The following is a 24136-nucleotide window of genomic DNA, read 5'->3' on the forward strand; positions in this document are numbered from 1 at the left end:
CCGCCACGCCTTGGCCTCCCCGTAGAGATGGGCCCGACCCCGACGCGAGCGGCGAACGTCCGTCTCTTCGTGCGCGTCACCGGGCGGCGACCGGCGGCAACGCGCGCACGGCCTTGGCGGCGAGCACCGCGAGCGGTACCGCTACCGCCAGAACCGCCACGGTCTGCCCGGCGGCGATCGCGGTCATGAGGTCCAGTTCCGCGGTGCGGGCCGCGAGCCGGAGGTAGTCCAGCAGCGTCACGACCCGCTGCACGAGGGCGACCAGCGCGAGCGAAGCGAGCGTCGTCGACCACGACACCGCGGCACTCCGCCAGCCAAGGCGAGGCACGCTCAAGTAGACGACCGCGGCGGCGAAGACCGCCACACAGACCACGCCCGGCCAGTCCACGAGCGCCGGAACGCTGACATAGGTGACCGGCATCGCGACCGTCAGGAGGCCGACGCCGGCGAGCAGCGCGACGAGCCACGGCCGCGCTTTCACCGGTGGGGCCTGCCGATGGAACGCGACCAGTGCCACCACCGGCAGCGCCTCCAGCAGGAGTCCGACGGTCCCGGACAGCCCGTACGCACCCTCGACGGCCACGAGATCCACGCCGAAGAAGACCGCGGCCTGAGCCAGGGCCGTCACCGCGAGCCACCGCGCCGCACGCCACCGGCCGGTCACCAGGCACAGATACGCCGCCACCCAGACCAAGCCGAGCAGGGTTCGCACGTCGGCCGCGATCGGATTCGTCGCCGAGGGAGACCACAGCCACGCCCCGATACCCGCCACGGCGGCCACCGCCTGCACGAGCAACCCCACCAGCGCCAGCCGCCGGACCGTCTCACCCCAGACGAGGTAGCGGAGCGGCGCGCCGTCACCTCCCAGCCGCAGCCGCACCGCCAGCGCCGCGACGCTCGCCACCTCCGGCCAGCTCGGCCGGCCGTGGTCGGCGGCGAACTCCGCGTCCTCGGCGTCCTCCGGCATCTCGCTGTACAGGAAGGTGGCGACCATGTCCTCCTCCCACGCCCGCCGATAGGAGGCGGGCAGCAGCCGCAGCACCCGCCGGTACCGCTCCTCCAGGCGGTTCACGCCAGGCCGCCGGTGTCCGCGGGCCGCCACGCGCGCAGCCGTTCCGAGGCTGCGCGGGCGTTCGCCGTCTGCCGTCGGACCTCGGCGGTGAGCGCCGTGCGGCCGTCCTCGGTCAGCCGGTAGTACCGGCGGAGCCGCCCGTTGGCGACCTCCTCCCGGTCCGGCTCGACCAGGCCGTCCGCGACCAGCCGATCCAGCACGCCGTACAGCGTGCCCACCTTCAGCTTCACCCGACCGTCCGAAAGATCGCCCACCTCGCCGACGATCCCGTACCCATGACGCGGCGTGTCCACGAGCGCGGTGAGGACGAAGAACGCCTGCTCCGTCATCGTTCGACCAACCATGGGCAGAATATATCGCTAGCCGATATATTCTGCCATCGTCGAAGCTGGACCAGAGCTGGAATGCGCCATGCTTGAAAAGAAAGTTCGGCTCGCCTAAACTTTGGCTTAGGCATCCCGACAACCGCGCCGGACAGGTGACCACGATGAACTGGAGCCAGCTCCTCGTGCCCGTGACCAGCGGCGTGGCCGTCGCGCTCATCGTGGCGACCGTCAGGTTCCTGTGGCGTCGCACCCGTCTGCCGACCGGGCTCTCCCAGCGGATGACCCGGCGGAACTACCTGGCGGAGATGCTCGTCATCTCCAAGAACGACAACGTCGACCGGCTCGACGCGCTGGTCCCGAATCTGCTTCCGGCGGAAGGCTCCCCGGTGCTCGCCGAGATCCAGGAATCGTGGTCGCAGATCAACGGCCGTCGCGGGGCCCGGGTGATCACCCGGACCGAGCCCGCTTCCCTCACCGCCGGAGCGGAGCTGCTCGGCGCGGGTATCGAAGTCCGCGTGTCCCGCGCGCTGACCGCGGATCACCTGTCGTATCACCTGTTCTCCGGCTCGGAGCACCACACGGTGCTCAACCGGCGCAACGGCGGGAAGGACCGGCCCGAACGGCTGGACGAGATCTCCGCCGCCAAGGTGTTCCGCAGCCACTTCGACAAGACGTGGAGCGAATCCGAACCCATCGAATCGTTCCTGGCCGGGGAGCTCCTCGCCGGGAGCAACGCGGGCCTCGCGGACCGGATCCGGGAGCAGCGCGCGGCGTATCAGCTGTCGGCCGAAGCGCAAGACGCGGTCCTGCGGCATCTGGCGTTCCGTCACCGGGCGCCGGTCGTCTTCGTCACCGGGCTGCCGGGGGCAGGCAAGTCACTGGTCCGGCGGGCGCTCGCCGAAGAGCTCCGGCGGTGGCGGATGCGGGTCGACGAGCTCAACGACTACGTCTACGCGTTCGAAGAATTCCTCCACGCCCTGATGCTCCTCGGCGACGGTCGCGGCGCGGGTTTCAGCGCCCAGGAGGGCGGCGCGTTCCAGGTGGAGCACGAGGACGATCTCCGGCCGGCCCTGCACACGCTCGGCCACCGGGTCTGGGAAAACCGCCGGAGCAACCCGATCACGATCGTCGAGTTCGCCAGGGCCGACACGATCGGCGCGCTCCAGGTCTTCGGCGACGAGGTGCTGGCGGCGTCGCAGATCATCCACGTCCGCGCCTCCGACACCGAGCGCGCCGCCCGGCTGGCCAGGCGGGGCGAGCCACCGAAGATCTCGGTGGCGGGACAGTCGATCAGTCTCGAGGTGTCCGACGACCACCGGCTGCCCAGCAACGCCGCGGACACCCTTTACAGCAGGGACGATTTCGCGCTCCTGAAGGCACAGAAGAACATCGCCGGACGGCTGTTCCTGGTCGACAACGACTCCGAGGAAAAGACGCATATCGACGAGCAGGTCACGGCGTTCGTCGAAGCGGTCGTGCGGCCCTACCGCGGACTCGCCCGTATCTAGGGCAAAGGTGGCGTGATGGAGTCGGCGGGGCGAGCATGCTCACCACGGAGACCTGGCACCGTCGTGAGTGATTTGGGTGGTTCTAACCCTCATTAGCACTCACGACCCCGTCCAGAAACGGACATAAAGGCGCAACGCGCCGCCGAGCGGGACGCCCTCGACGAACTCGGCCACCTCCCGGTCTACCTCCACGTCGACATCGACATCATCGACGGAGCCCAGGTGCCTGGCGCGCGCTTTTCTTCCGGCCCGGGGCCTTCCCTCGCCCAGATCGAGGAATGCCTGTCCACCGCCCGCGCCACCGCCACCTACATCGCCTGCGCCTGGCTTCCCGAGCACGTCGATGACCAGACCAGTCGCCAGACGATCACCCGCCTCACCGCGGCACTCGGCGCCGACCTGGCGTGGCCCGAACCCGGCGGCGACTGATCCTCCAGCGCCGTTTCAGCGTCGGATCGCCGTGTCTCCGGTGGTCGCGGAGGTGATGTCGGATTCCCGGTCGACGCTGGGATTCGAGCCGAACCAGTCGAGGCAGACGACCATGGCGTCGTCGGCGGCCAGCCCGCCGTCGCGACGGTCGTGCAGTTCGGTCAAGACGGCGCTCGGAACGTGGGCCGCGGGGAGGTCCGTGGTCGCGAGGATGGCCTGTGTCAGTTCGCGGTCGCCGTAAAGTTCCCCATGCGGTCCGGCCGCGTTGTACACGCCGTCGCTGACGAAGACGAACCGGTCGCCGGGCAGGGCCTGCAGGGTTTCGGCGGTGTAGAGGGTGTCTTCGAAGGTGCCGAGGGGAAGCTGTTCGTCGAAGTGGACTCGCTCGGCCTTGCCGTCACGGAGCCGCCAGAGGCGGGGCGAGCCCGCGTCGACCGCGGTGATCCCACCGGTCGCGAGGTCGAATTCCAGCAGGAGCGTGGCCACGTGTTCCTGGCCGCGGTGCTGCGCGTAGATGGCTTGGTCGGCGAGTTCCGCTTGCGCGTCAAGGGGAATCCCGGCGCGGCGGGCGTTGCGCAGCGCGTTGACGGCGAGGTTGGTCAGCAGGGCGGCGCTGCTGCCTTCGCCCATGCCGTTGACCAAGGTGACCGCCAAGGTGCGGGCGGAGGCCGACCAGTCGAAGCAGTCGCCGTAGATGGCGTAGGCGGGTTCCAGCTGGCCACCGAGCGCGAATTCGGGCCGGCTGCACGCACGGCCGGGGAGCAGCTGCCACTGCATCTCCGCGGCGAGCGTCAGCCGTGACGAGCGGCGGGCCTGCACGTACAGATCGGTGTCACGGTCGGCGACGAACACCTCGTGCCCGAGCGCCTCGGCGAACCGGCCGAGTTCGGCCCACACCGGTGGTTCCGGCTCTTCGGGCAGCGTGACGACCAGGACGCCGAGCCGGTCGCCGCGCACGGTGACCGGGAGGTTGGCGCGGATACCGTCTCCGTCGGGTTCGAACGTCGCCGACTGGCTGGTGAAGGCCTCACCCGCCGCGGTGCCGTCGACCGGCATCGGCTCGGTCGTGTACGGCAGGACGGTCACTCGCCGCAGTTCGGTGAGGCTGTAGTCGGCCATCAGCAGCTCGACGGCGCCGGCACCGAAGTGCTCGCTCAACGCCGCGCGCAGCCCGTCGAGCAGCGCATGAGGCTGGACACCGCGCAGGACACGCTCGACTGCCAAGGATCTGTCCACCGGGTTGCCTTCCGCTCGCCCGAACCCGGTCCTCGGATCGAGTACACGGGAGTGAGTCCGCACCGCTCCGTCGGACCGGTCGCAGGACGTGCCGCGGTGAGCTGAGCTGACAGTTCAGCATAAGGATGCGAGAGTGGGGCTGTGAATCGGTCCTCCGAGCCGCCTGGCACCGAGACGGTGGCGGCGGCCGTGACCGAGACGGCCGAGCTGCTCGAGATCATGTTCGAGCGGGCTCGCGAGGCGTCACCGCGTCCGCTGTCGACGTCCCAGGTACGCGCCGTCGTGGCACTCGATCACCACGACGGCCTGAACCTGCGCGCACTCGCCGACGTCCTCGGCTCCACCCCTCCGCTGGTGAGCCGCCTGTGCGACCGGCTGGAGGCCGTCGGATTCCTCGAACGGCTGCCCAGTTCGGCCAGCCGCCGCGAAATCACGTTGCGGCTCAGCGACCGTGGCCGCGCGTATCTGCAGGATCTGCGGGCTCGGCGGCGGGAAAGCCTGCAGGCCGTGCTGGCGAAGCTCACCCCCGAGACGAGGGCGGCGCTCGCCACGGGTCTCCGGGAATTCCGTGAGGCCGCGGCGGGCGACTAGATCCGGGTATGGCGCATCCGATTCTCTCCAGTAGGCTAACTATTGTCATATGACAACGGTCGTTGCCGCGGATGCCGGACGGCGGCCTGGAGCTCCTGGGAGGCCCCAGTGCTGAGGACGGACGACTCCGCCGTCCGGGACTTGCTGTCGCGGATCTTCGGCGAGGACCACGGCGAGCTGGTCGACGAGTGGGTTCGGTGGCAGCTGGCCGACTCGCCCGCCCGGCTCGACGAGACCGCGCTGCGGCGCGAGGCGACCGAATTGCTGGGCGCGCTCCGTGACGCGCTCGCCATCGGAATGCCGCTGAGCCAGATCATCGAACGCGACCAGGCGGTCCGCTCCGCCCTGCGCGGGCTTTCCGAACGGCGCGCTCGCGCCGGTACCGCACCCGCTCTCACGGCCACGGCGATCCTCGCGCTGAAACACACCACCATGGCCGCGGTGGAACGCCGGAGCGAGGACCCGGCACTGCGCTATGAGACGTCGCTGCTGGTCAATCAGCTCTTGGACGCCGCGAGCCTGCTCACCTTCTCGGTCTACGTCGAAGGGCGCGAGGAGATCATCCGCCGCCAGCACCAGCAGATGCTGGAGCTGTCGACCCCGGTGGTGCGGCTGTGGCGGCAGGTACTGGCCGTGCCCCTGATCGGCACCCTCGACAGCGCCCGCACGCAGGTCGTGATGAACAGCCTGCTCGAGGCGATCCAAACCCACGAAGCCCGCGTGGCGATCATCGACATCACCGGCGTGTCCACAGTGGACACCGCGGTGGCACAGCATCTGCTGCAAACGGTCAGCGCGGTGCGGCTCATGGGCGCCGAATGCCTGATCAGCGGTGTCCGTCCGTCGATCGCGCAGACGGTCACACAGCTCGGTATCGATCTCTCCCACATCGTGACGCGCGGCTCGCTGGCCGACGCGCTCGCCGCCGCGCTGGAGCTGCTCGGCGACCGCACCGGTGCGGTGACGGGGTGACCGCCGACGCGGGCCTGCCGATCCTGCGGCTCGGCGACATCCTGATCAGCGGGCTGCTGGCGGATCTGGACGACACCACCGCGCTGCGGTTCACCGACGAACTCACCACCCGCATCTCCGACGAGGCGATCCGCGGGGTCATCCTCGACATCTCCCGGCTGGAGATCATCGATTCCTTCGTCGCCCGGGTGCTGATGCAGCTGGCCGCCACCGGACGTCTGCTCGGCGCGCGGATGATCGTCGCCGGGATGCGCCCCGCGGTCGCGATCACCCTGTCCGAGCTCGGCCTGCGGCTCACCGGCGTCCAGACCGCGCTCAACGCGGAACAGGCGATGGAACTGCTGGGGTGGCGCCGACCCGCCGAGGCCGCCGAAGAGGCGCCTCATGCTTCCTGACGAACTCACCGGTTCCGGCCGCGACCTCCCCGCACGCGAACACGCGGTCCGCGCCGAGGAAGACCTCCTCACCGCCCGCCACGCCGTGCGGGCCTGCGCGGTCGCGGTGGGCTTCTCCATCGTCGACCAGACGAAAATCGTCACCGCGGCCAGTGAACTGGTCCGCAACGCCTACATCCATGGTGGCGGGGGCTCGATGACGATCACCGTCGTACGAGAGGGCAGGGTGGGCCTAGAGCTGACCGTACGCGACGAAGGCCCCGGAATCGCCGACGTCGAGCAGGCCATGGCCGACGGGTTCAGCACCGGCGCCGGCCTCGGGCACGGCCTCGGCGGAACGCGGCGCCTCGTCGACGAGTTCACCATCGACACCGCTCCCGGCCGCGGCACCACGGTCACGATCGTGCGCTGGAAACCATGACCGTCACCGTCGCGGACCTCACCCGCCAGATCCGCATCGACCACATCAGCGCGGTGTACACGGCGGCACGCGTCGCCCGGGAAGTCGCCGCGGAAGCGGGGCTGCCGGAGGTATTGGCCGAGCGCGCGGCCGTCATCGCCTCCGAACTGGCGGGCAACATCGACAAACACGCCACCGACGGCACGGTCTTCATCCACCGTTCCCTCGCGGGGGCCGGTGTGGACATCTACGCCGCGGACTCCGGGCCGGGCATGGCCGATCTGGACTACTGGCGCGTCGACGGCCACAGCACGACCGCGACACTCGGCACCGGCCTCGGCGCCGTCGGCAGGCTGGCCACCGAATTCCGGATCCGGTCGGCGGCAGGATCGGGCACCACGGCGGCGGCACGAACACTGGTCACGGGCACCATCGCCACGGCTGTCGCTCACGTCCGCCTGGCGCGCGAAGGCGAAGACCGGTGCGGTGACGGCCTGGCGCTCGCCAACCTGCCCGGTGCGCGGACCATCGCCGTCGTGGACGGCCTCGGCCACGGCCGTGGGGCGGCCGAAGCGGCGGAGACCGCGATCGACCTCTTCCGCCGCAACCCGGGCCGCCCGCTGCGCGACCACCTCACCACCATGCACCGGACGCTGCGACAGACCCGCGGCGCCGCGGTCGCGCTGGCCCGGATCTCCGGTGGCCTGCTCGAATTCTGCGGCGTCGGGAACATCGGCGGCCTGGTGCTGACACCGGGACAAAGCCGGCCGCTGCTCAGCATGCCCGGCATCGTCGGCTTCACCATGCCAGACCCCCACGTCCGGACCATGGACCTGCCCGAACACCACCTCGTCGTCCTGCACACCGACGGAATCGGCAACGGCTGGCGCGGTGCCGCACCCCTCGGCCCACTCCCGGTCCCGGCACTCCTCGCCGCCGACCTCGCCCACCAGCACCGCGACCCCCACGACGACGCCACCCTGATCGCGGTCGGATCCGGAACAGGCACACCATGACGCACTCCCCCACCGACCGGCTACGCCACCGCCTTCGCGAAGCTTGCGCCGCCGCGGGGGTCGCCGTCGACGACCGCGCCAAACTGGTCCTCGCGGTGACCCTGCTCGCCGAGCACGCGGGGCAGCCATCCGAGCTGTCGACCCATGCGGGCAACGGCAGACTGGCCGTCACCGTCCGGTTGCCCGGCCCGGTCGGGCAAGATCACCGCAACGCCCTGCCCCTGCTGCCCGATGCCGGCGACAGCGCGATCCTGACCTGGCACCTCGCCGCCGGACACGACGCGGCGACGGTTCCCGTCGAAGACGAACTGGCCACCCGCGAGGAAATGCTCGCCCTGATCGCCCGCGCCGACACCATCACCCAGGAGCAGCGCGAACTCAAACACGAACTCGCCGAAACCAACAGCGGCGTGCTCGCCATGTACGTCGAACTCGAGGAACGGGACGAACAACTCCGGCAGGCCCACGCGGTGATCTTCCGCGAACTCGAAGACGCGCTTCGCCCGCCGCCACCACACGTGGACGCTTTCGACCTGGCCGTGCACTACGCGCCCAGCGAACCGGACTCCCCGACCGGAGGCGATCTCTATGACTGGTTCGTTCTGCCCGACGGGAACGTGCACATCACCCTCGTCGACGCCGTCGGCCACGGCGTCACCTCGACCCGGCACGCGCTGACCGTCACCCACGCCATCCGCACCCTGGCGCTGGAAGGCCATCCGCTCCACGACCTGATCGCCCGTGCCGCCGGCACTTTGGCGACCATCGAGCCCGGCTTGATGGCGACCGTGCTGCTCGTCAGGCTCGACCCGGTGACCGGCGACGTCGCCGTCGCCAACGGCAGCCATCCTCGACCGGTCCTCGTCACCGCCGAGGGCGACACCGAACTCCTGGTGCCTTCCATCGTCGGGAGAGGTATCGGATTTCCCGACCCTGGCAACGGAAGCCTGGTCAGCCGCACCCTCGCCGCGGGCGACCTGCTCCTCCTGTACACCGACGGTTTGACCGAAAGCCGCAAGAACCATCAGGAAGGCGAAGCCCGGCTACTGGCCGCGATGCCGCGCCACGCCGGAGAACCCACCGCGACGATTCCCAGCGCGCTCGCCGCCGAAATGCACGACATCGTCCTGCACGCCGACGACACCGTCATCATCGCGATCAAACGCAGGCCCGCGACCATTTCACCGTAGCCGTGGCCTATGACCTGGACACCACCGCGACCAGGGACGTCCGTCATGGCGTCCGGCAGGTGCTGTGCCACACCAGCACGGCGACGCGCCGCGCGCCTGCCGCATCGGACTCGCACCTCAGGGCCGGTACGTACGGATCGAGGTCGACGACGCCTCGCCGCGTCAACCGCGGCGCCGGACCCCGGACGGTTCCGGCGGGCGTGGACTCATGCTGATCGACCGGCTCTCCTCCACCTGGGGCGTCCAGAACCACGCCGACCACAAAACCGTATGGGTCGAGCTCGCGTTGCACCGTGGGTTCAACCGTCCCAGGCCGAGCCACCGCCACCCGACCTGGAGATCGTCAGCCGCGTCGTGAGCGGAAGCATCGTGGTCGCGGTGACCGGCGAAGTCGACACCGAGGCCGCGCCGACACTGCGCGCAGCGGTCATAGCCGCGATCGACGGCACCGCGGGCACCTGCGTTCTGGATCTGACCACAGTGGACTTCCTCGACTCCGCCGGCCTCGCCACCCTGATCACCACCGACGATTATGCGAAAGAACAAGGAAAATCACTGCGCGTCGCCGTCGACTCCAACAGCCCCGTGATCCGGCCCATCGAAATCACCGGACTCGACATCGTGCTGAGGCTCTACCACACCGTCGACGAAGCCCTTGAAGTCCCGAACCGACGCCCACGGCCCGAACGCTGACACCGCGGGCAGGGGCGATCGGCGATCCGCACTACCGGGAATCACGGCGTGCCGATGACGTACCACTGCGCCACCTTTGGGGTGTGGTGTCGAAACGGCGCCGGAAAGCGCGGCTGAAGGCCGCCTCGGAGGTGTAGCCGACCGTGGTCGCGATGGTCGCGATAGGACTGTTGCCGCGGCGCAGGAGTTCTGTGGCGTGATCGAGCCTGCGATTGATGAGGTAGGCGCCGGGCGGTTCGCCGACCAACGCGCTGAACCTCTCGGCGAAAGTGGACCGGGACAGGTTCGCGAGAGCGGCCAGCTCCCCGACGGTCCATGGCCGGTCGTGATGCCGGTGGATCGCGGTCAGCGCACGGCCGATGCCCGGATCCATGACCGCGACGAGCCAGCCGGTCCGGTCCGGTGTGGCCGCGGCCCACGCACGAAGGACCTGGATGAACAGCAGGTCCAGGATCCGCGACACCATGGCGGCGCCGCCGGGCCGAGGGTCGGTGATCTCGAGGGCGAGGAGCTGGTGGCTGATCTCGTGCCAGTGCCGCCGCTCGTCGGAGGATGCGGGCAGGACGAGCAAGGGCGGCAGCGATTCGAGTAATTGGTCGGCCAGGCCGGCGTCGAAGGTCAGTGTTCCGGTCAGCCACCGTGCTCCCGTTTCGGGGACGGCCGACGCGTCGTCGGGGGCGTGGAGGGTGTGCCGATGACCGTGCGGCAAGAGAACAAGGTCGCCCTTGTGGAGATCGCTCGCGTCATCGCCGGGGACGGCGATCCGGACCGTCCCCAGCTCGACCAGGTGCAGAACGCAGGGCCCGGCGGGAACCGTGGCGGTTCGTCCGCGCCGCAGCGTGGTGCGGGACAGCCTGTTCCCCCGTAGCCCGATCGTGCCGAGCACGTCGGACAGCACGTCATGTTCCACCGACTCCGATTCGATGACCCCTCCCGGGGGATCTGCAAAGAACGGCGGGTGAACGGTCATGTTTTTTGCCTCATCGTCCAAATATGGTGATTCAGCACCCGGCGCTGGTCAAGCAGCAGCCAGCGCGTCCCGACCCGAGGAGCCACGAGTCATGTCCGACAAACCCGCCATCGTCCTGGTCCACGGTTTCTGGGGCGGCGCCGCACACTGGGAGAAAGTCATCCTCGAGCTGGCCCGGAGAGGCTACGACTCCCTGCACGCGGTGGAGAACCCGCTCACCTCACTCGCCGACGACGCCGAGCGGACCCGGAAGATGGTCCAGCAGATCGACGGCCCCGTGGTGCTGGTCGGGCACTCCTACGGCGGTGCCGTCATCACCGAAGCCGGCGATCTGCCCAACGTGGCAGGCCTGGTCTACATCGCCGCGTTCGCCCCCGACGCCGGGGAAAGCCCCGGCCAGATCAGCCAGGAGCACCCGCCCGCCGCGTTCGACAACATCGCCCCCGACTCCGACGGCTACCTGTGGATCAAACCGGAGAAGTTCCGGGAGAGCTTCGCGCAGGACCTGACCGAAGACGAGGCCCTCGTCATGGCCGTCACCCAGAAGGCGCCCTTGGGATCGACCTTCGGCGACACCGTGACGAGCCCGGCCTGGAAGGCCAAGCCGTCGTGGTACCAGGTGTCCACCGCCGACCGCATGATCCACCCCGACAACGAACGCCGTATGGCCGAGCGGATGAACCCGCGCCAGATCATCGAACTCGACGCCAGCCACGCCTCCCTCGCGTCACAACCCGGTCCGGTCACCGACCTCATCGACACCGCGGTCGACGATCTCGCCGGTTGACAGCTCGGAACGACGGGGCGCAGGCATCACACCTCCAGGTGCCTGCGCTCCGCCACCTCGACGGTGATCACGTGACATCTCGCTTCACATCGAAGCGGTCGGGGCCGGCCCACTCCAGATTCAGCGTCATCCGCACCCGCCCGCTGCTTCACCCACGCCGTAGTCACCACTTAAGTGCACTTTTATCGGGAGTCCGACCGCTCGCCGTTCGCGGCCCCGACGACACTTTCGCGCCAGGATATCCGGAGTGAAGCCCAGCGACTGTTCGTGCTCCGCCTTCGAAAAGCAATTCAGAATGCGCAGGCGAGAAAGGCGCCTTCGTCGTCGGGGCCATGCGGTACGTCGGACACCTGTAGCGAGCCCGACGGCGGCGAGCCGAGCCTAGAAACCAGTACCGCCCTTGCCACCGTGTCCTTCTCCGGTGACCTCGACCTCGCGGCCAGCCCTCCCTTCCGCGGTGAACTCCTCGGTGTCCTCGCCCGCCGGGGCGCGAGGATTTGCCGACGACGAGGCCTTGAGACCTGACTGGATCGGCGGGCTTGCCGCCACCGAAACGCGGGGCTCTACGCTGTCGCAGGAAGGAAGTACCGGCTGAAGACACGGGACCTGGAGCAGACCATCGTCAGCGGCCAAGAAAAGCAGGACGAGACCGGGTTACGGATCGTCGAACTACCCTCCGCGGCAGGGATACAGGTGATCGGAGTGATCGATCCGGCGACCCGATCGACCTGGGAGCGGGGCTTGGACATGCTGGTGGCGGCCGGTGGCGGGACGATCGATCTGTCCCGGCTGGCGTTCGCCGACGTACGAGGGATGAGCGCCCTGGTCGACGCCGCCCGCCGGGTCCGGCCACCGCGCTCGCTGACCGTCCGGCATCCACCTCAGACCGTACGGAAGGTGCTGCGTCTCTTTTGGGCCGAGGACTACCTGAACCTCGTGAACGAGGGCATCCGGCCATGGTGAGCCCGACCGCGGACACCGACCCGTTCGTCCACCCCGCGCTGTTCTACCGAGGGCAGGATGAGTACCTGGCAGGCACCGTCCCGTTCATCCGGCGAGGTCTCGACGGCGGCGAACCCGTCGCCGTCTCGGTCCCCGGCCCCAACCTGGAGCTCCTGCGTACCGCGCTGGGACAGGACGCCGGGCGCGTGCTGCTGCTCGACATGACCCAGGAAGGCCGCAACCCCGGCCGGATCATCCCCGGCGTCCTCCGGGCCTTCTCCGACGACCATCCCGGTCAGCGGGTCCGCATCATCGGCGAACCCGTCTGGGCCGGCAGGTCCGAGCTCGAGTACCCGGCCTGCGCCCAGCACGAGGCACTGATCAACCTCGCGTTCACCGGCCGCGAGGTCACCATCCTCTGCCCCTACGACGTCGCCCGTCTGGACACTCGCGCACTGACCGACGCCGAAGCCACCCACCCGCTCCTGATCGACGCGACCGGCGAACGCGCCAGCGACGGCTACGACCCTCTCCGCATCATCGACGGCTACAACACCCCGCTGCCCGAGCCCGCTCCGACCGAGCCTGCCGCGCACGTCACCCTCGACGCCGTCTCCGGCGACACGGCCTCTCTGGCCCGGACACGCGCGATCGCCCGCGATCAGGCCCGGCGAGCCGGCCTCACCGGCGACCGAGTGGAAGACGTCGAACTCGTGGTCGTCGAACTCGTCGCCAACAGCGTCGGCCACGGCGGCGGCCAAGGACGGCTCGACATCTGGATCGAACCCGGCCGGCTGGTCTGCGAAATCCGCGACACCGGCCACCTGACCGACCCACTGGCCGGACGGCGCCCCGCTCCCCCTGGACAGATGCGCGGCCGGGGACTCCTGCTGATCAACCACCTGTCCGACCTCGTCCGCCTCCACACCGGCCCGCACGGCACCACCGTCCGGGTCTGCTTCACCACCACGCAGTCCTGAGCTGGGCGTCGTTCTCCACCAGCACCGGGACGAAGCAGGTTCCCGATGGACTCCGGGCGGTGGTCGCGAGCCTCGTCCTTGTCCAGCAGCACCGAGTGCAGCCGTCCGGCGAGCTCACGCAGCAACGGCGGACGCACGGGGGATGTCGTTGCTGTAGGCGGTGACACCGACGTCCTCGAACAGGTAAGCGGCGAGCAGGAAGTCCTCCTCGCAGGCGAAAGCGTCGAAGCTCTGGCCTTTCCTGACCAGACCGGGTCGACCTTCGCGGACACACTGCTTTCGTACTCGCGAGTGGCGCGCTTGGCGCCATCCGGATCCAGGTCGAGGCCGAAACCATGGTGGTGGTCGTGGCCGGTGGACGACCAAACCGCGGCGGCCGGGGCGGGAGCAGGCCGGGGAAGGCAGGACCATGCCTGTGGGTGACACCTACCCGGACACGATTTCAAGGGCGCCGCTCTGCTCATCGTCGTCGGCGCACACCCGCCGAAGCCCTCGAAGCACTACTCTCAGGCCAACAAACAATGCGTGTTGCAACCACCATGTGAATCCGCCCGTACCTAGTCAGCCGGCCAGTGCACGCAGTTTCGGCACCGGAATGCGTTTGCCGTAGGAAACGACAGTGCGCTGTCCGTTTTGGCCGATCCAGGTCAGCAGCGCCGATCCGCCTGGCACGCTTCCTTCGACGAGGTCTGGCTCGCCGGGTAGCGGTAACGGGCCGACGACCTTGATGGACAGGCCGAGGATTTCGGTCCAGAAGTAATCGTCGAGAGGTGGTCCCGCCGGGTCGAGGGTCAGTGCCGACGCGGCGGCTGCTTTGCCCTGCGCGACGGCGGTGGACCAGAACGGGGTGCGTGTCCCAGGCCGACCGCTGTCGGTGCGGAGGCAGGTGATGTCTCCGGCGGCGAATATGCCCGGCACCGCGGTGGCGCAGGCCTGGTCGATGCCGACGCCGTGGAGGTCGGCCAGTCCGGTCCCCGCCAGCCAGGCCGTGTTCGGTATCTCGCCACAGCAGGTGACGACCAGGTCGGCGGTGAGGACGGTGCCGTCGGCCAGCCTTACCCCGTCGACCGGATCGCCGGTCAAGGTCGCCTGTCCTCCGGTGACGACGCGGACGCCGTGTTCTTCGGCCCGTGTGGTGATCGCCTCGGAGACGAACGGACCGAGGATGCGGCGCAGCGGCGGGTCGACATCGACCACGGTGACCGGGATGCCCCGGGCCACGCAGGCGCTGACGATTTCCAGGCCGAGGAAGCCGGCGCCGACGACGAGTGCGGAGCGGGCGGCGTCGAGCCGCGTGCGCAGCAGGCGTGCGTCGTCCAAGGTCCGCAGCACCGTTTCGCCGCGTTGCCCGGGAGCGGCGATCCGCCGGGCGCGAGCGCCGGTGGCGATGACGAGTGCGTCGTAGCCGATCTCCCGGCCGTTCGCGGTGGCCACCACCCGGCGGTCGACATCGGCGGTCACCGCGGGCGAGCGGACGAGGTCGATGTCGAGCCCGTCGAGCCGGTAGCCGAGCGTGTCGTCGGCACGGTCGTCCTTGAGTACGGCCTTGGACAGCGGAGGCCGGGCGTAGGCGCCGCAGTCCTCTGCGCCGATCAGGGTGATCGCCCCCGCGTGGCCCAGTTCCCGGAGCTCCCTCACCGTGGTGATGCCGGCGATGGACTCGCCGGCGACGACGATGGAACGCGGTGGTGTCACGGCAGTTCCCGCAGCGCGGCGACCGGGCACGAGGTGACGGCCGCCTGTGCGGCGGCGAGTTGTTCCGGCGGGATGTCGCTGCCGTCGAAGTGGTGGACGAGTTCGGCGTCGTCGTCGAGCTCGAAGATCGCGGGAGCTTGTTCGGTGCACAGGCCGTGGCCTTCACAGCGGTCGTAGTCGGCGGAGATCTTCACCGGATGTCCCCTTTCAGGCCGGGATGAGTTCGATCGGGAGCCGCCCGAGGCGGTGGATGATGTTGTTGCGTGCCCACTCGGGCTGCCCGGCCGGCTCGATCTTGTCGACGCGGGCCACCAGCGCGCGCAGCATCGCCTGGGTTTCCAGGCGGGCGAGGCCTTGCCCGGCGCAGCCGTGCGTGCCGTGCCCGAAGCCGAGCTGGCGGGCGGCGTCCCGGCGGATGTCGAAGGTGTCCGGGTCGTCCCACTCCAGCGCGTCGCGGTTGGCGGAGGCGTAGAGGATGAGGACCCGGGAGCCCGCGGGCAGTGCGGTGCCGGCCACCTCGGTGTCGCGTGCGACCTTGCGGCTGAAGGCGCGCAACGGGGATTCGTAGCGGACGATCTCGTTGACCGCGTTGGGAATCAGGGCCGGGTCGTCCTTGAGGAGCTGCCATTGTCCGGGGTGGGTGGCGAACAGGTGCAGGGCGCTCGCGATCGCGCTGAGCGTGGTGTCCAGGGACGGCGCCAGGTAGTCGATCATCAGCGCCGGGCACTCGGCGTGGGCGAGTTCGCCCGCGTCGGCCGCGCGCAGCAGGTCATCGCCCATGCTGCCGGGCAGGACCTTCCGCCGTTTCGCGACGGTGTGCGCGAACCGCGCCATTCCCAGGCCCGCCGGTACCGCTTGCACCGCCTGGCCGTTCAAGGGACCCAGGATGTCGAAGGTGGCCGCGCCCCACCGCAGCAGGTTCTCCCGGCCCTCCGCCGGCCACCCGACGAGGTCGGGGACCACCGCCGCGGGCAGTGCGGCCGCGACTTCGACGCCGTCGACGGTGCGCCGGGCGAGCGCGGCGTCGACGATCTCGGCGGCCTGGCGGTCCACAGCCTCCTTCATCGCGCGCAGCGCCCGGGGTGTGAGCCGGTGGGCGACCAGGGCACGGCGGCGGGCGTGGTCGTCACCGTCGCTGTTGAGGGTCGTGCCTCGGGAGAGCCGGTTGGCGACGGGATTGAGGGCGACGCCGTCGCCGGAGACGAAGGTTTTGTCGTCCAGCAGCACGGCCTTGCATTCGGCGTATCGGGGCAGGGCATGGATCTTGTGCTTGGGCAGCCAGACGACCGGACCGAGTTCGCGCAGGTTCGCGTAGTGCGGGTACGGGTCCAGGATCGCTTCCGGCGAGTAGATGTCCGGCCGGTAGACCGGCACTTCGTGGCGTTGGGGCATCGTTGCTCCTTGTCAGGGGTACCCGCCTTCGGCGGTGAACCGCGGCAGGGACTGGGAGAGGCCGGTATCGGCGCTCAGCACCGTGCCGTCCGGCCGGACGACGGCCGCGCCGGTACGCAGCCAGCGGTGCAGCTCGCCCGAACGTCGGGTGGTGACGAGGACCGCACCGGACTCCCGGATGGCGGCTCGCTCGGTCTCCGACGGCGTGATCGTGGTGACGACGGCGAAGCGACCGCCGGCAACGTCATCGAAACGGGATCCGTCGTCGAGACGGGCGTTCGGGCACAACCGTCCCGCAAGGGACCGTCCGAAACGGGGCCGCACGACCAGGTCCGTGCGGCGCAGCGCCGGTGTCGCGCTGTCGAGGACGCGGCCGTTCAGGCGCGGCGCGACCACCCGGCGGATGAGGTCGCCGAACCGGCCGCCTTCGGTCATCGCCTTACCGACGAGCACCGCCCGCCGGATCATCGCGCGGGCGTGCGGCTTGCGTTCCGCCTCGTAGGTGTCGAGTGCGCTCGCGGGCAGGGTCCCCTCGATGACACCGGCGAGTTTCCAGGCGAGGTTGGCCGCGTCGCGCAGGCCGGCGCCCATGCCCTGCCCGATGAACGGCGGCGTGAGGTGCGCGGCGTCGCCGAGCAGGAACACCCTGCGGTCGCGCCACCGGTCCGCGAGCTGCGCGCGGAAGGTGTACTCGGCGACGCGGACGATCTCCAGTTCTGCGGCCGGAATGTCCTTGGTCCACGGCACGATCAGCGCGTGCAGCCGGCCGAGGTGAGAGAAGTCGTCGGCGGATTCCCCCGGCCGCAGCCGGAATTCCCAGCGGTAGCGGGTCTTCCCGATGCGCATGTAGGTCGCGGCGCGGCCCGGGTCGCAGACCTGGTGCACGCCTCCCCACTGGCCGAGGTCGGCGGTGGTGGCGATGTCCACCACGAGCCAGCGCTGGTCGAACTTCAGGTCCGCCATCGTCGCGCCGATCGACGTCCGGGTGAGACTGTTGGCGCCGTCGCACCCCAGCACGTAGTCCGCGTGGATCGTCTCCCGCGCACCGGTGCCGCGGTCGGTCACCTCGACCCGCACGCCGGTCCCGTCCTGCCGGATACCGGTGACCTCGGTGTCGCCGCGCAGGGTTACGGTGCTGACCGTCTCCAGGTGGGAGCGGAGCAGGTGCTCCAGATCGGGTTGGTCGAACATGTTCGCCTCGGGGTAGCCGTGCCGGCCGCCGCCCGGCGAACGGCGGAACTCCGCCAGCACTCGCAGGTCCGGATCGAGCAGCCGCAGCCCTCGGCAGGGCCAGGAGATGGCCGCGAACTCCCCGGCCAGCCCGAGCCTTCCGAAGATGCGGTGCACCTCATCGTCCAGGTGCACCGCACGAGGCTGCGGGTAGACCGACTCCCACCGCTCCAGCACCAAGCACTCGATGCCGTACCGGCCGAGCAGCGCCGCGGCGGTCAGTCCGGTCGGGCCCGCACCGACGATGACGACGGGCACCCTCACGGCGACACCCCGAGGGCCACGAGGTAGCCGGCGACGAGCACCGTGCAGACCAGGCCCGGGACGAGGTCGCGGCCCCGGTCGTGGTTGCGCACGTGCGTGACGAGAGCGCCGGCGAGCAGGAGGAGCAGACCGGCGCCGGCCAGGGCGCCGAGCACCGGCACGGTCAAGCCGAGCAGAAGCCCGGCGGCCCCGGCGATCTCCAGCGCGCCGATGCCGCGGAAGGCCGTGACGGAGAATCCGGCGTGCGCGGCGCGTTCCCGCATGGGCGCGAGCGCGAACAGCTTGGCCGCGCCGAAGAGGAGGAAGATGCCCGCCACGAGGACGGACAGCACACTGAAGACGGTCATGGGCGTCCTTGGGATGTCAGGCGGGTGGGGACGGTGTAGCGGCCGAGGGTGGCCCTCACCTTCGATTCGTCCACATCGGACGGAAGGGTGATCGTGGCGGTCACGGTGCCGTCCTCGATCACCGCGTCGACGGTCACGCCGTCGAACGGGGCGAGGGCCTCGGCGATCGCGCGGCGGGTCGCATCGGCGCGCAACGCGAGCTTGTAGGGCTTGCCGACGTCGGTCACGGGCAGCGCGTCGAGCACGGTGATGGCCTTCGGCGCGGCAGCGCGCTCGGGCACCCGGTCGGCGGCCCAGGCCACCAGGTCGGCCTCGGTCGCCGTGGCCCCGGACGTGAGGGTCACGTAGGCGACGGGCACCTCGCCGGCGTGCTCGTCGGGGCGACCGACCGCGCCGGCCGCGGTCACCTGCGAGTGGGTCAGCAGGGCGTCTTCGATCATCGCCGGGTCGATGTTGTGCCCGCCGCGGATGATGAGGTCTTTGACCCGGCCGGCGAGGTGCACGAATCCGTCGGCCTCCAGACGAGCCAGATCACCGGTGTTCAGCCAGCCGTCGCTGAGTTTGCCGAGGCCGTCCAGAACGTAGGCGTTTTCGTCACGCCCGACGACATAGCCGGGGAACACGGTGGGGCCGCTGATTTCCAGTACCCCGGTCTCACCGCGGGGAAGCTCCTCCCTCGTTTCCGGGTGGACGACCTTCATCCGCTGGTACGGCAGGCGCTGGCCGACGGTGCCGGGGCGCGGGGCGTCGGGGAAGCTGCGTGCGCTCGCGCAGGTGGCTTCGGTGAGCCCGTAGCCCTCGACCAGGGTGACGCCGGTGTGGGTCTGGAAGCCTTCGCGCACGGCGGCCGGCAGTGGTGAAGCGCCGACCATGGCGAAGCGCAGGCTGGCGATGTCCGCATCGACGGGGCACTGCGCGAGTACCGCGTACACGGTCGGCACCGCGCTCATCGCGGCGATCCGGTGGTGTTCGACTATCTTCCAGAATTCCCCGTACAGGGCGGGTTCACGGTAGCCGAGCGGGCCGGCCCACACCGCGTGCTGGCCCTTGAACAGCGGCGCGAGGAGTGTGACCACGAGCGCGTTGACATGGAACAGCGGCAGCGCCGCGAAGACGACCGAGCCGGCGTCGAGCAGCGAGTTGGCCGCGATCATCCACGCGTCGGCGACCTCGTTGGCGTGCGTGTGCGCGGCCAGCTTCGGTGCCCCGGTAGTGCCTCCGGTGTGGAACAACGCGGCCAGATCCGACGCCACCGGACGTTCACCGGCGAAGTCGGCGGCGTCGTGGGCGGCAGCGAGGTCGGCGAGGTAGCCGACACGCACCCCGTCGATGGCGGGCAACGCGGCCGGCGCGCCTGCCGCGCCGGTCGGGCGCAGCACGAGGACGACGTCCAGTTCGCCGGCCAGCGTCCGGGCGGTGACCCAGGTTTCCGGCGCGAGTTCCGGCCCGGCGGTGATCAGCACGCGTGCGCCGGACAGGCGAAGCAGCTCGCCGAGGTGGTCGCGGGACAGCCCGCCGTTCAGCGGGGCCGCGACGCCGGCGAGCTGTGCGGCCAGGGTCGCCGGAACCAGGTCTGCGCAGTTGGGCGACATCAACGCGACCGCATCGCCCCGCCGGACTCCGAGGTCGCGCAGCAGGTTCGCGTAGCGGTGGACATCGGCGAGCAGCTCGCCGAACGTGCGGCGGACGGGCTCGCGCCATCGCGCGGCCTCGGGCAGCACGGTGGTCGCCGGATGATCCGGCCACCACGCGGCGGCCCGCTGCAGCAGGGCGTAGGTCGACTCCGGCAGGCTCCGTTCGGTGAGCGGCACGGCCTCGATCGCGGCCAGGTCGGCGGGTTCGGCGTAGCGCGGCCACAGGGAAGCAGCAGTCATCGCTGGTACCTCACGACCGTGCGCTGGGAGCCCAGATCGAGGGCACCGTCGTCGGTGGCGACCGATGCCTCGACGACGTCGCCGTCCGCCAGGTACTTCGGGTTTTTCGCCTGTCCCTTGAAGAACAGCTTCCACTTCAGCGCCGGCGGCAGCAGCGCGGCGATCTTCTCCACTGCCTTCGGCGGCGCGGACAGCGCCGTGCCGAGCGGGGTGCCGGTCAGCACCAGGTCGCCGGGATCCAGCCGCTGGAACCGGGCCAACGCCCGCAGGGCCTCGAGGGGACGGTAAATCATGTCGCCGCCGACCATCGCGTTCTGGCGGACCGTGCCGTTGACCGACAACCGCAGCCGCAGATCGGCGAACCGCTTCAGCTCGTGGCCCTCCAGGAGCACGAGGGCAGGCCCGACCGGGGTGAACGTCGGGTACGACTTGGCCTCGTAGAACTGGGTTTGCGGCAGCTGGACATCGCGGGCGGACACGTCGTTGGTCACGACCAGGCCCGCGACATACCCCTCCACCTCGGTGATCTCGCCGCCGACCGGCATCTCCCGGCCGATGACCAGCCCGATCTCCACCTCGTAGTCGAGCAGGCGAACGTGCGGCGGCTTGACGACGTCGTCGAATGGGCCGCTGATCGACCCGGACGCCTTGCGGAAGAACGTCAAGGGCACGGTCTCCGGGTCCATCCCGGCGTCCGTGACGTGCGAAACGAAGTTGGTCATCTGGGCGACCACGCGACAGGGCGTGGTAACCGGGGAGACCAGTTCGAGCGAGGCCACCGGCACGGCGTCCGCGGAGCCGGCCGCGGCGGAGATCGCCGCGCGGTCGCCGAGCAGATCGGCGGTGGTCTTCGCCGTCGTGGCGATCCTCGCCGCCCCGGACGGAGTGGCGACGTACCAGGCGTCGGCGGTGTGCAGGACGGTCAAGCTCATGAGCGGGCCACCTTCAGCAGGCCCAGCAAGCGCTGGGCGTCGAATTCGTTGTCTCCGCGCAGCGCGGCGAACAGGGCACGCAGTTCCAGCAGGGATTCCTTGCCGGGTCTGACGCCGAGGAAGTCGGCGGTGGCAGGCGGCCCCCACTGGGCCAGCCCGGAGGCGGTGAACGGGGACCAGCCGGGTTCCAGGGTGTTGTCGAACAGGTCACCGTCACTGAAGTGCTCGACCAGGAACCCGTCCGGGTCACGCCAATAGTCGAAGAGCTGGCTGCCTTCGACGTGCCTGCCGATACCCCACGAATGGTGATAGCCGTGCTCGCGCAGGTACTCGCCACCGGCGGCCAGCGCGTCCAGATCGGTGACCTGGTAGGCGGAATGCACATAGCGGTCGGCCGGGCCGAGCACCATGGCCAGCGTGTGATGGTCGGCCGGGGTGGCACCCCGGTCGCACCGGATGAAGCTCATCACCGGCCCGCGCTCGCGCTGCCCCGGGTAGTACAGGAAGTCACTGACGATCAGCCCGAGATGTTCCAGGTACCAGTCCAGCGCCTCGCGGTAGCGGGTCGTCTGCAGCACCACGTGCCCCAGCCGCTGCACCAGCGCCGGGGCCCGAGGCGGCCGCTGGGTGGCGTTGACCCGCCGGACCTCGTGCCCGAAGTTGAGCACCTGCGGCTCCTGCGACGACAACGCGGGCAGCTCATGGGTGTCCGAGACGACCCGGACACGCAGTCCGCTCGGGTCTGGCAGGTCGACGACGACACCGCCCAGCGTTTCGGGCAACGCGGCGACCGGCCGCCCGGTGGCTTCGGCCAGCCGCAGGACATCGCCCGAAGTGGCGGCCAGGAACGCCGGTCCGAGGAACTTCGACCGAGCGCCCTTATGGATGATCACGCACGGCGCGCCGGCCTCGGTGCCCCGCAGATGCAGCTCGCGGCCAGTGCCGAACACGGTGGTGAACCCGAAGGCGCGCGCGAACATCTCCGCCCGCTTCAGGTCCGGCTTCTCGAACTCGAGCCAGGCCAGGTCGTGCACCTTGATCACCGGGTTCGCGGCCCGGCCGGGGTGCTCGCCCGCGAGCGCGCCGTGCTCGCTGTGCAGACCACTGTGCGGATCTCCCACGGCGACTCCCTCCATCCACACTGATGACGATATCGTCAGTTACGAACATGTCATCAGTCAAGGGCTTCTGACGATTTCCTCAACAATGACGCGATGGGCTAGGATGCGGCGACGACCAGTGAAGACAGGAGCACGGATGCCGGAGCACGCTCCGAGCCGGTTGGAACGCCGCAAGGCGCGCACTCGCGCGGCCCTGATCCGGGCGGCCCAGGCACTCATCGCCGGCGGGAAGACCACGGTGCCGATCCTGGAGATCACCCAGGCCGCGGACGTCGGGATGGGGTCGTTCTACAACCACTTCGAGACGAAGGAGCAGCTCTACCAGGCAGCGGTCGAGGACGCCCTCGACGTCCACGGCGCCCTGCTGGACGGACTGACGATCGGACTGGACGACCCGGCACAGGTCTTCGCGCAGAGCTTCCGGCTGACCGGACGCCTGCACCGGCGGCATCCCGAACTCAGCAAGGTCCTCCTGCACGACGGTCTCGAACTCACCACTTCGGAAAGCGGGCTCGCTCCCCGCGCCCGCCGCGACATCGAGGCAGCCGTGCGAGCCGGCCGCTTCACCGTCACCGACACCGAACTCGCCATGGTCACGGTCGCCGGAACCGCGCTCGGTCTCGGCCACCTGCTGCACCGTCAGCCCGAGCGCGACGACGCCGCCACGACCGACCAGGTGACCGAGGACCTGCTGCGCATGCTCGGCCTCACCGCCGCCGAAGCCCACGAGATCTGCGGCCGCCCGCTACCCGACCTCGACGCCGCCGCGACCGGGCCGGATACCGCCGCCTGAACATCAGCTTTCGGCGGCCGGCACCGACCAGGGACAACAAAGGGCGCTTACCCTCACGGTGATCAACAAGGCCGAAGCCGAGCTCAGCACTCCCCTGTCGATCGCCGGCTTCGGCGCCGGCAAGGCCACAGCGGCTCATTCCAGCTCGGCCGAGCTCTCCTCGATCGTGCGGGCGACGATCTGACGGTGAACCGCGGAGGCGTCACCACGACGCGCCTGGCGAGCTCGATCACCCTCCTGGTCCCGCGACAGCATCAGCCCTGAACGCGTGGTCGTGCCGGTCCGCGTACGGACGTCAAGAGGCGTGCAGCTGGCGTAGCCCGCCGATGATCAGCTCGAGGCCGAAGGCGAATTCGTCCTCCAGCGGCACGGGCAGGGAGTCCGCGACCGCGCGCGTGGCCGGGAAGTCCTCGGCCGACAGAGCGTGGAACCGTGCCGACGCCCGCTCGCGTTCGGTGTCATTCCCGTCTCCGGTGAGCTGGATGGCGAACCCGAGCACGTGGCGCGCGAGCGTCGCGTAGGCGCGCGCCGCGAGGCCCGGCGGTAGCCCGCCGTCGAGGAGGACGGCCAGGCAGCGTTCCCGCAGCGCCATGGCGTTCGGTCCGGTCGGGGTCTGCTCGATCAGCAGGGGCGCGATCGTCCGGTGCCGGCCCAGCGTGTCGAACATCGTCCGGGCGATGACCTCGCAGGCCTGGTCCCAGCTCAGCTCCGCCAGTGCCCGCGAGTCGAGTTCGATCTCTCCGAAGACGCGGTCGATGACCTGGGTGATCAAGGTCGCCCGGTTGCCGAAGTGGCGGTAGAGCGTGGCCGTGCCGGATTCGAGCCGTTGAGCGAGGCTCCGCATCGACAGCGCCTCAGCGCCTTCTTCGTCGACGAGCTGCAACGCCGCGGCGAGGATCCGGTCCAGCGGGACGGCGGGACGGCCCCGCGATCGTCGTGCAGCGGCGGTGGTTTCGATTGACAGGGAGGGTTCCGGCACAC

At 70.0% G+C, this 24136-nt stretch carries 27 protein-coding genes and 1 pseudogene; 14 read left to right on the plus strand and 14 right to left on the minus strand.

Annotated elements, in window-relative coordinates:
- Positions 1-76: 76 nt before the first annotated feature.
- Together AVR91_RS10520 and AVR91_RS10525 are read right to left on the minus strand one after the other, a co-directional pair.
- The gene (locus AVR91_RS10520; protein ID WP_143253947.1) at positions 77-1072 is read right to left on the minus strand and encodes a hypothetical protein; all 996 of its coding nucleotides are present in this window, start codon (positions 1070-1072) and stop codon (positions 77-79) included.
- Positions 1069-1416, minus strand: a complete 348-nt coding sequence (locus AVR91_RS10525; RefSeq protein ID WP_228688223.1) for a PadR family transcriptional regulator — start codon at positions 1414-1416, stop codon at positions 1069-1071. Before AVR91_RS10525 ends, AVR91_RS10520 begins: the two co-directional genes overlap by 4 nt.
- Positions 1417-1559: 143 nt before the next feature.
- On the opposite strand from AVR91_RS10525, the gene AVR91_RS10530 reads away from it, so the two are divergent.
- Both AVR91_RS10530 and AVR91_RS42385 read left to right on the plus strand, forming a co-directional pair.
- On the plus strand, positions 1560-2906 hold the full coding sequence (locus AVR91_RS10530) for an AAA family ATPase (RefSeq protein ID WP_228709172.1): 1347 nt from the start codon (positions 1560-1562) through the stop codon (positions 2904-2906).
- A gap of 222 nt (positions 2907-3128) precedes the next feature.
- On the plus strand, positions 3129-3335 hold the full coding sequence (locus tag AVR91_RS42385) for a hypothetical protein (protein ID WP_083737470.1): 207 nt from the start codon (positions 3129-3131) through the stop codon (positions 3333-3335).
- 15 nt (positions 3336-3350) lie between these two features.
- Here the strand turns inward: AVR91_RS42385 and AVR91_RS10535 are convergent, their stop codons facing one another.
- Positions 3351-4571, minus strand: a complete 1221-nt coding sequence (locus tag AVR91_RS10535; RefSeq protein WP_083737472.1) for a PP2C family protein-serine/threonine phosphatase — start codon at positions 4569-4571, stop codon at positions 3351-3353.
- A gap of 141 nt (positions 4572-4712) precedes the next feature.
- On the opposite strand from AVR91_RS10535, the gene AVR91_RS10540 reads away from it, so the two are divergent.
- The 7 genes from AVR91_RS10540 to AVR91_RS43140 all read left to right on the plus strand — a co-directional run bounded on the left by AVR91_RS10540 (position 4713) and on the right by AVR91_RS43140 (position 9828).
- Positions 4713-5162: a MarR family transcriptional regulator gene (locus tag AVR91_RS10540; protein WP_228694912.1), complete on the plus strand. Its 450-nt coding sequence runs from the start codon at positions 4713-4715 to the stop codon at positions 5160-5162.
- A gap of 108 nt (positions 5163-5270) precedes the next feature.
- A complete protein-coding gene (locus tag AVR91_RS10545; protein ID WP_063273646.1) occupies positions 5271-6134 on the plus strand; it encodes an STAS domain-containing protein in 864 nt (287 codons plus the stop codon).
- Positions 6131-6529, plus strand: coding sequence for an STAS domain-containing protein (locus tag AVR91_RS10550; RefSeq protein WP_063273647.1), 399 nt, complete (start codon positions 6131-6133; stop codon positions 6527-6529). Before AVR91_RS10545 ends, AVR91_RS10550 begins: the two co-directional genes overlap by 4 nt.
- Entirely contained in the window at positions 6519-6950 is a 432-nt protein-coding gene (locus AVR91_RS10555) for an anti-sigma regulatory factor (RefSeq protein WP_063273648.1), read from the plus strand. Before AVR91_RS10550 ends, AVR91_RS10555 begins: the two co-directional genes overlap by 11 nt.
- Positions 6947-7945: an ATP-binding protein gene (locus AVR91_RS10560; protein WP_063273649.1), complete on the plus strand. Its 999-nt coding sequence runs from the start codon at positions 6947-6949 to the stop codon at positions 7943-7945. Before AVR91_RS10555 ends, AVR91_RS10560 begins: the two co-directional genes overlap by 4 nt.
- On the plus strand, positions 7942-9135 hold the full coding sequence (locus tag AVR91_RS10565; RefSeq protein WP_063273650.1) for a PP2C family protein-serine/threonine phosphatase: 1194 nt from the start codon (positions 7942-7944) through the stop codon (positions 9133-9135). The genes AVR91_RS10560 and AVR91_RS10565 overlap by 4 nt, the downstream gene beginning before the upstream one ends.
- A 270-nt stretch (positions 9136-9405) precedes the next feature.
- A complete protein-coding gene (locus AVR91_RS43140) occupies positions 9406-9828 on the plus strand; it encodes an STAS domain-containing protein (protein ID WP_228709174.1) in 423 nt (140 codons plus the stop codon).
- 31 nt (positions 9829-9859) lie between these two features.
- Here the strand turns inward: AVR91_RS43140 and AVR91_RS10575 are convergent, their stop codons facing one another.
- Positions 9860-10738 carry an AraC family transcriptional regulator gene (locus tag AVR91_RS10575; RefSeq protein ID WP_211282686.1) on the minus strand — a complete coding sequence of 293 codons (879 nt, stop codon included), beginning with the start codon at positions 10736-10738 and terminating at the stop codon, positions 9860-9862.
- Positions 10739-10889: 151 nt separating this feature from the next.
- On the opposite strand from AVR91_RS10575, the gene AVR91_RS10580 reads away from it, so the two are divergent.
- The 3 genes from AVR91_RS10580 to AVR91_RS10590 all read left to right on the plus strand — a co-directional run bounded on the left by AVR91_RS10580 (position 10890) and on the right by AVR91_RS10590 (position 13507).
- Entirely contained in the window at positions 10890-11585 is a 696-nt protein-coding gene (locus AVR91_RS10580) for an alpha/beta hydrolase (protein ID WP_063273653.1), read from the plus strand.
- 693 nt (positions 11586-12278) lie between these two features.
- On the plus strand, positions 12279-12548 hold the full coding sequence (locus AVR91_RS43145) for an STAS domain-containing protein (protein ID WP_063273654.1): 270 nt from the start codon (positions 12279-12281) through the stop codon (positions 12546-12548).
- Positions 12542-13507: a sensor histidine kinase gene (locus AVR91_RS10590; RefSeq protein WP_063273655.1), complete on the plus strand. Its 966-nt coding sequence runs from the start codon at positions 12542-12544 to the stop codon at positions 13505-13507. Before AVR91_RS43145 ends, AVR91_RS10590 begins: the two co-directional genes overlap by 7 nt.
- A gap of 138 nt (positions 13508-13645) precedes the next feature.
- Here AVR91_RS10590 and AVR91_RS44270 read toward each other — a convergent pair.
- The 9 genes and pseudogenes from AVR91_RS44270 to AVR91_RS10635 form a co-directional block, all read right to left on the minus strand.
- Positions 13646-13918 (minus strand): annotated as a pseudogene (locus AVR91_RS44270) (ferritin-like domain-containing protein); the annotation flags it as partial.
- Between the two features lie 150 nt (positions 13919-14068).
- Positions 14069-15202: an NAD(P)/FAD-dependent oxidoreductase gene (locus AVR91_RS10600; protein WP_063273656.1), complete on the minus strand. Its 1134-nt coding sequence runs from the start codon at positions 15200-15202 to the stop codon at positions 14069-14071.
- Positions 15199-15396: a ferredoxin gene (locus tag AVR91_RS10605; RefSeq protein WP_063273657.1), complete on the minus strand. Its 198-nt coding sequence runs from the start codon at positions 15394-15396 to the stop codon at positions 15199-15201. The genes AVR91_RS10600 and AVR91_RS10605 overlap by 4 nt, the downstream gene beginning before the upstream one ends.
- A 13-nt stretch (positions 15397-15409) precedes the next feature.
- Positions 15410-16594 carry a cytochrome P450 gene (locus AVR91_RS10610; protein WP_063273658.1) on the minus strand — a complete coding sequence of 395 codons (1185 nt, stop codon included), beginning with the start codon at positions 16592-16594 and terminating at the stop codon, positions 15410-15412.
- Between the two features lie 12 nt (positions 16595-16606).
- Complete coding sequence (gene mhpA / locus AVR91_RS10615; protein ID WP_323807890.1) at positions 16607-18088, minus strand: bifunctional 3-(3-hydroxy-phenyl)propionate/3-hydroxycinnamic acid hydroxylase MhpA; 1482 nt, start codon at positions 18086-18088, stop codon at positions 16607-16609.
- Complete coding sequence (locus tag AVR91_RS10620; RefSeq protein WP_063273660.1) at positions 18085-18435, minus strand: DoxX family protein; 351 nt, start codon at positions 18433-18435, stop codon at positions 18085-18087. The genes mhpA and AVR91_RS10620 overlap by 4 nt, the downstream gene beginning before the upstream one ends.
- Complete coding sequence (locus AVR91_RS10625; RefSeq protein ID WP_063273661.1) at positions 18432-20309, minus strand: acyl-CoA synthetase; 1878 nt, start codon at positions 20307-20309, stop codon at positions 18432-18434. The genes AVR91_RS10620 and AVR91_RS10625 overlap by 4 nt, the downstream gene beginning before the upstream one ends.
- Entirely contained in the window at positions 20306-21241 is a 936-nt protein-coding gene (locus tag AVR91_RS10630) for a fumarylacetoacetate hydrolase family protein (protein WP_063273662.1), read from the minus strand. The genes AVR91_RS10625 and AVR91_RS10630 overlap by 4 nt, the downstream gene beginning before the upstream one ends.
- Entirely contained in the window at positions 21238-22362 is a 1125-nt protein-coding gene (locus tag AVR91_RS10635; RefSeq protein ID WP_228709175.1) for a VOC family protein, read from the minus strand. Before AVR91_RS10635 ends, AVR91_RS10630 begins: the two co-directional genes overlap by 4 nt.
- A 136-nt stretch (positions 22363-22498) precedes the next feature.
- Between AVR91_RS10635 and AVR91_RS10640 the strand changes: the two genes are divergently transcribed.
- Together AVR91_RS10640 and AVR91_RS44275 are read left to right on the plus strand one after the other, a co-directional pair.
- Positions 22499-23155: a TetR/AcrR family transcriptional regulator gene (locus AVR91_RS10640; protein WP_063273664.1), complete on the plus strand. Its 657-nt coding sequence runs from the start codon at positions 22499-22501 to the stop codon at positions 23153-23155.
- Positions 23156-23213: 58 nt separating this feature from the next.
- Positions 23214-23339 (plus strand): hypothetical protein, encoded by a 126-nt coding sequence (locus AVR91_RS44275; RefSeq protein ID WP_267284109.1) that lies wholly within the window; start codon positions 23214-23216, stop codon positions 23337-23339.
- A gap of 111 nt (positions 23340-23450) precedes the next feature.
- Here AVR91_RS44275 and AVR91_RS10645 read toward each other — a convergent pair whose 3' ends face one another.
- Complete coding sequence (locus AVR91_RS10645; RefSeq protein ID WP_211282688.1) at positions 23451-24134, minus strand: TetR/AcrR family transcriptional regulator; 684 nt, start codon at positions 24132-24134, stop codon at positions 23451-23453.
- Positions 24135-24136 lie beyond the last annotated feature (2 nt).

The sequence above is a fragment of the Amycolatopsis keratiniphila subsp. keratiniphila genome, assembly GCF_001620365.2.
Taxonomy (GTDB): Bacteria; Actinomycetota; Actinomycetes; order Mycobacteriales; family Pseudonocardiaceae; genus Amycolatopsis; species Amycolatopsis keratiniphila.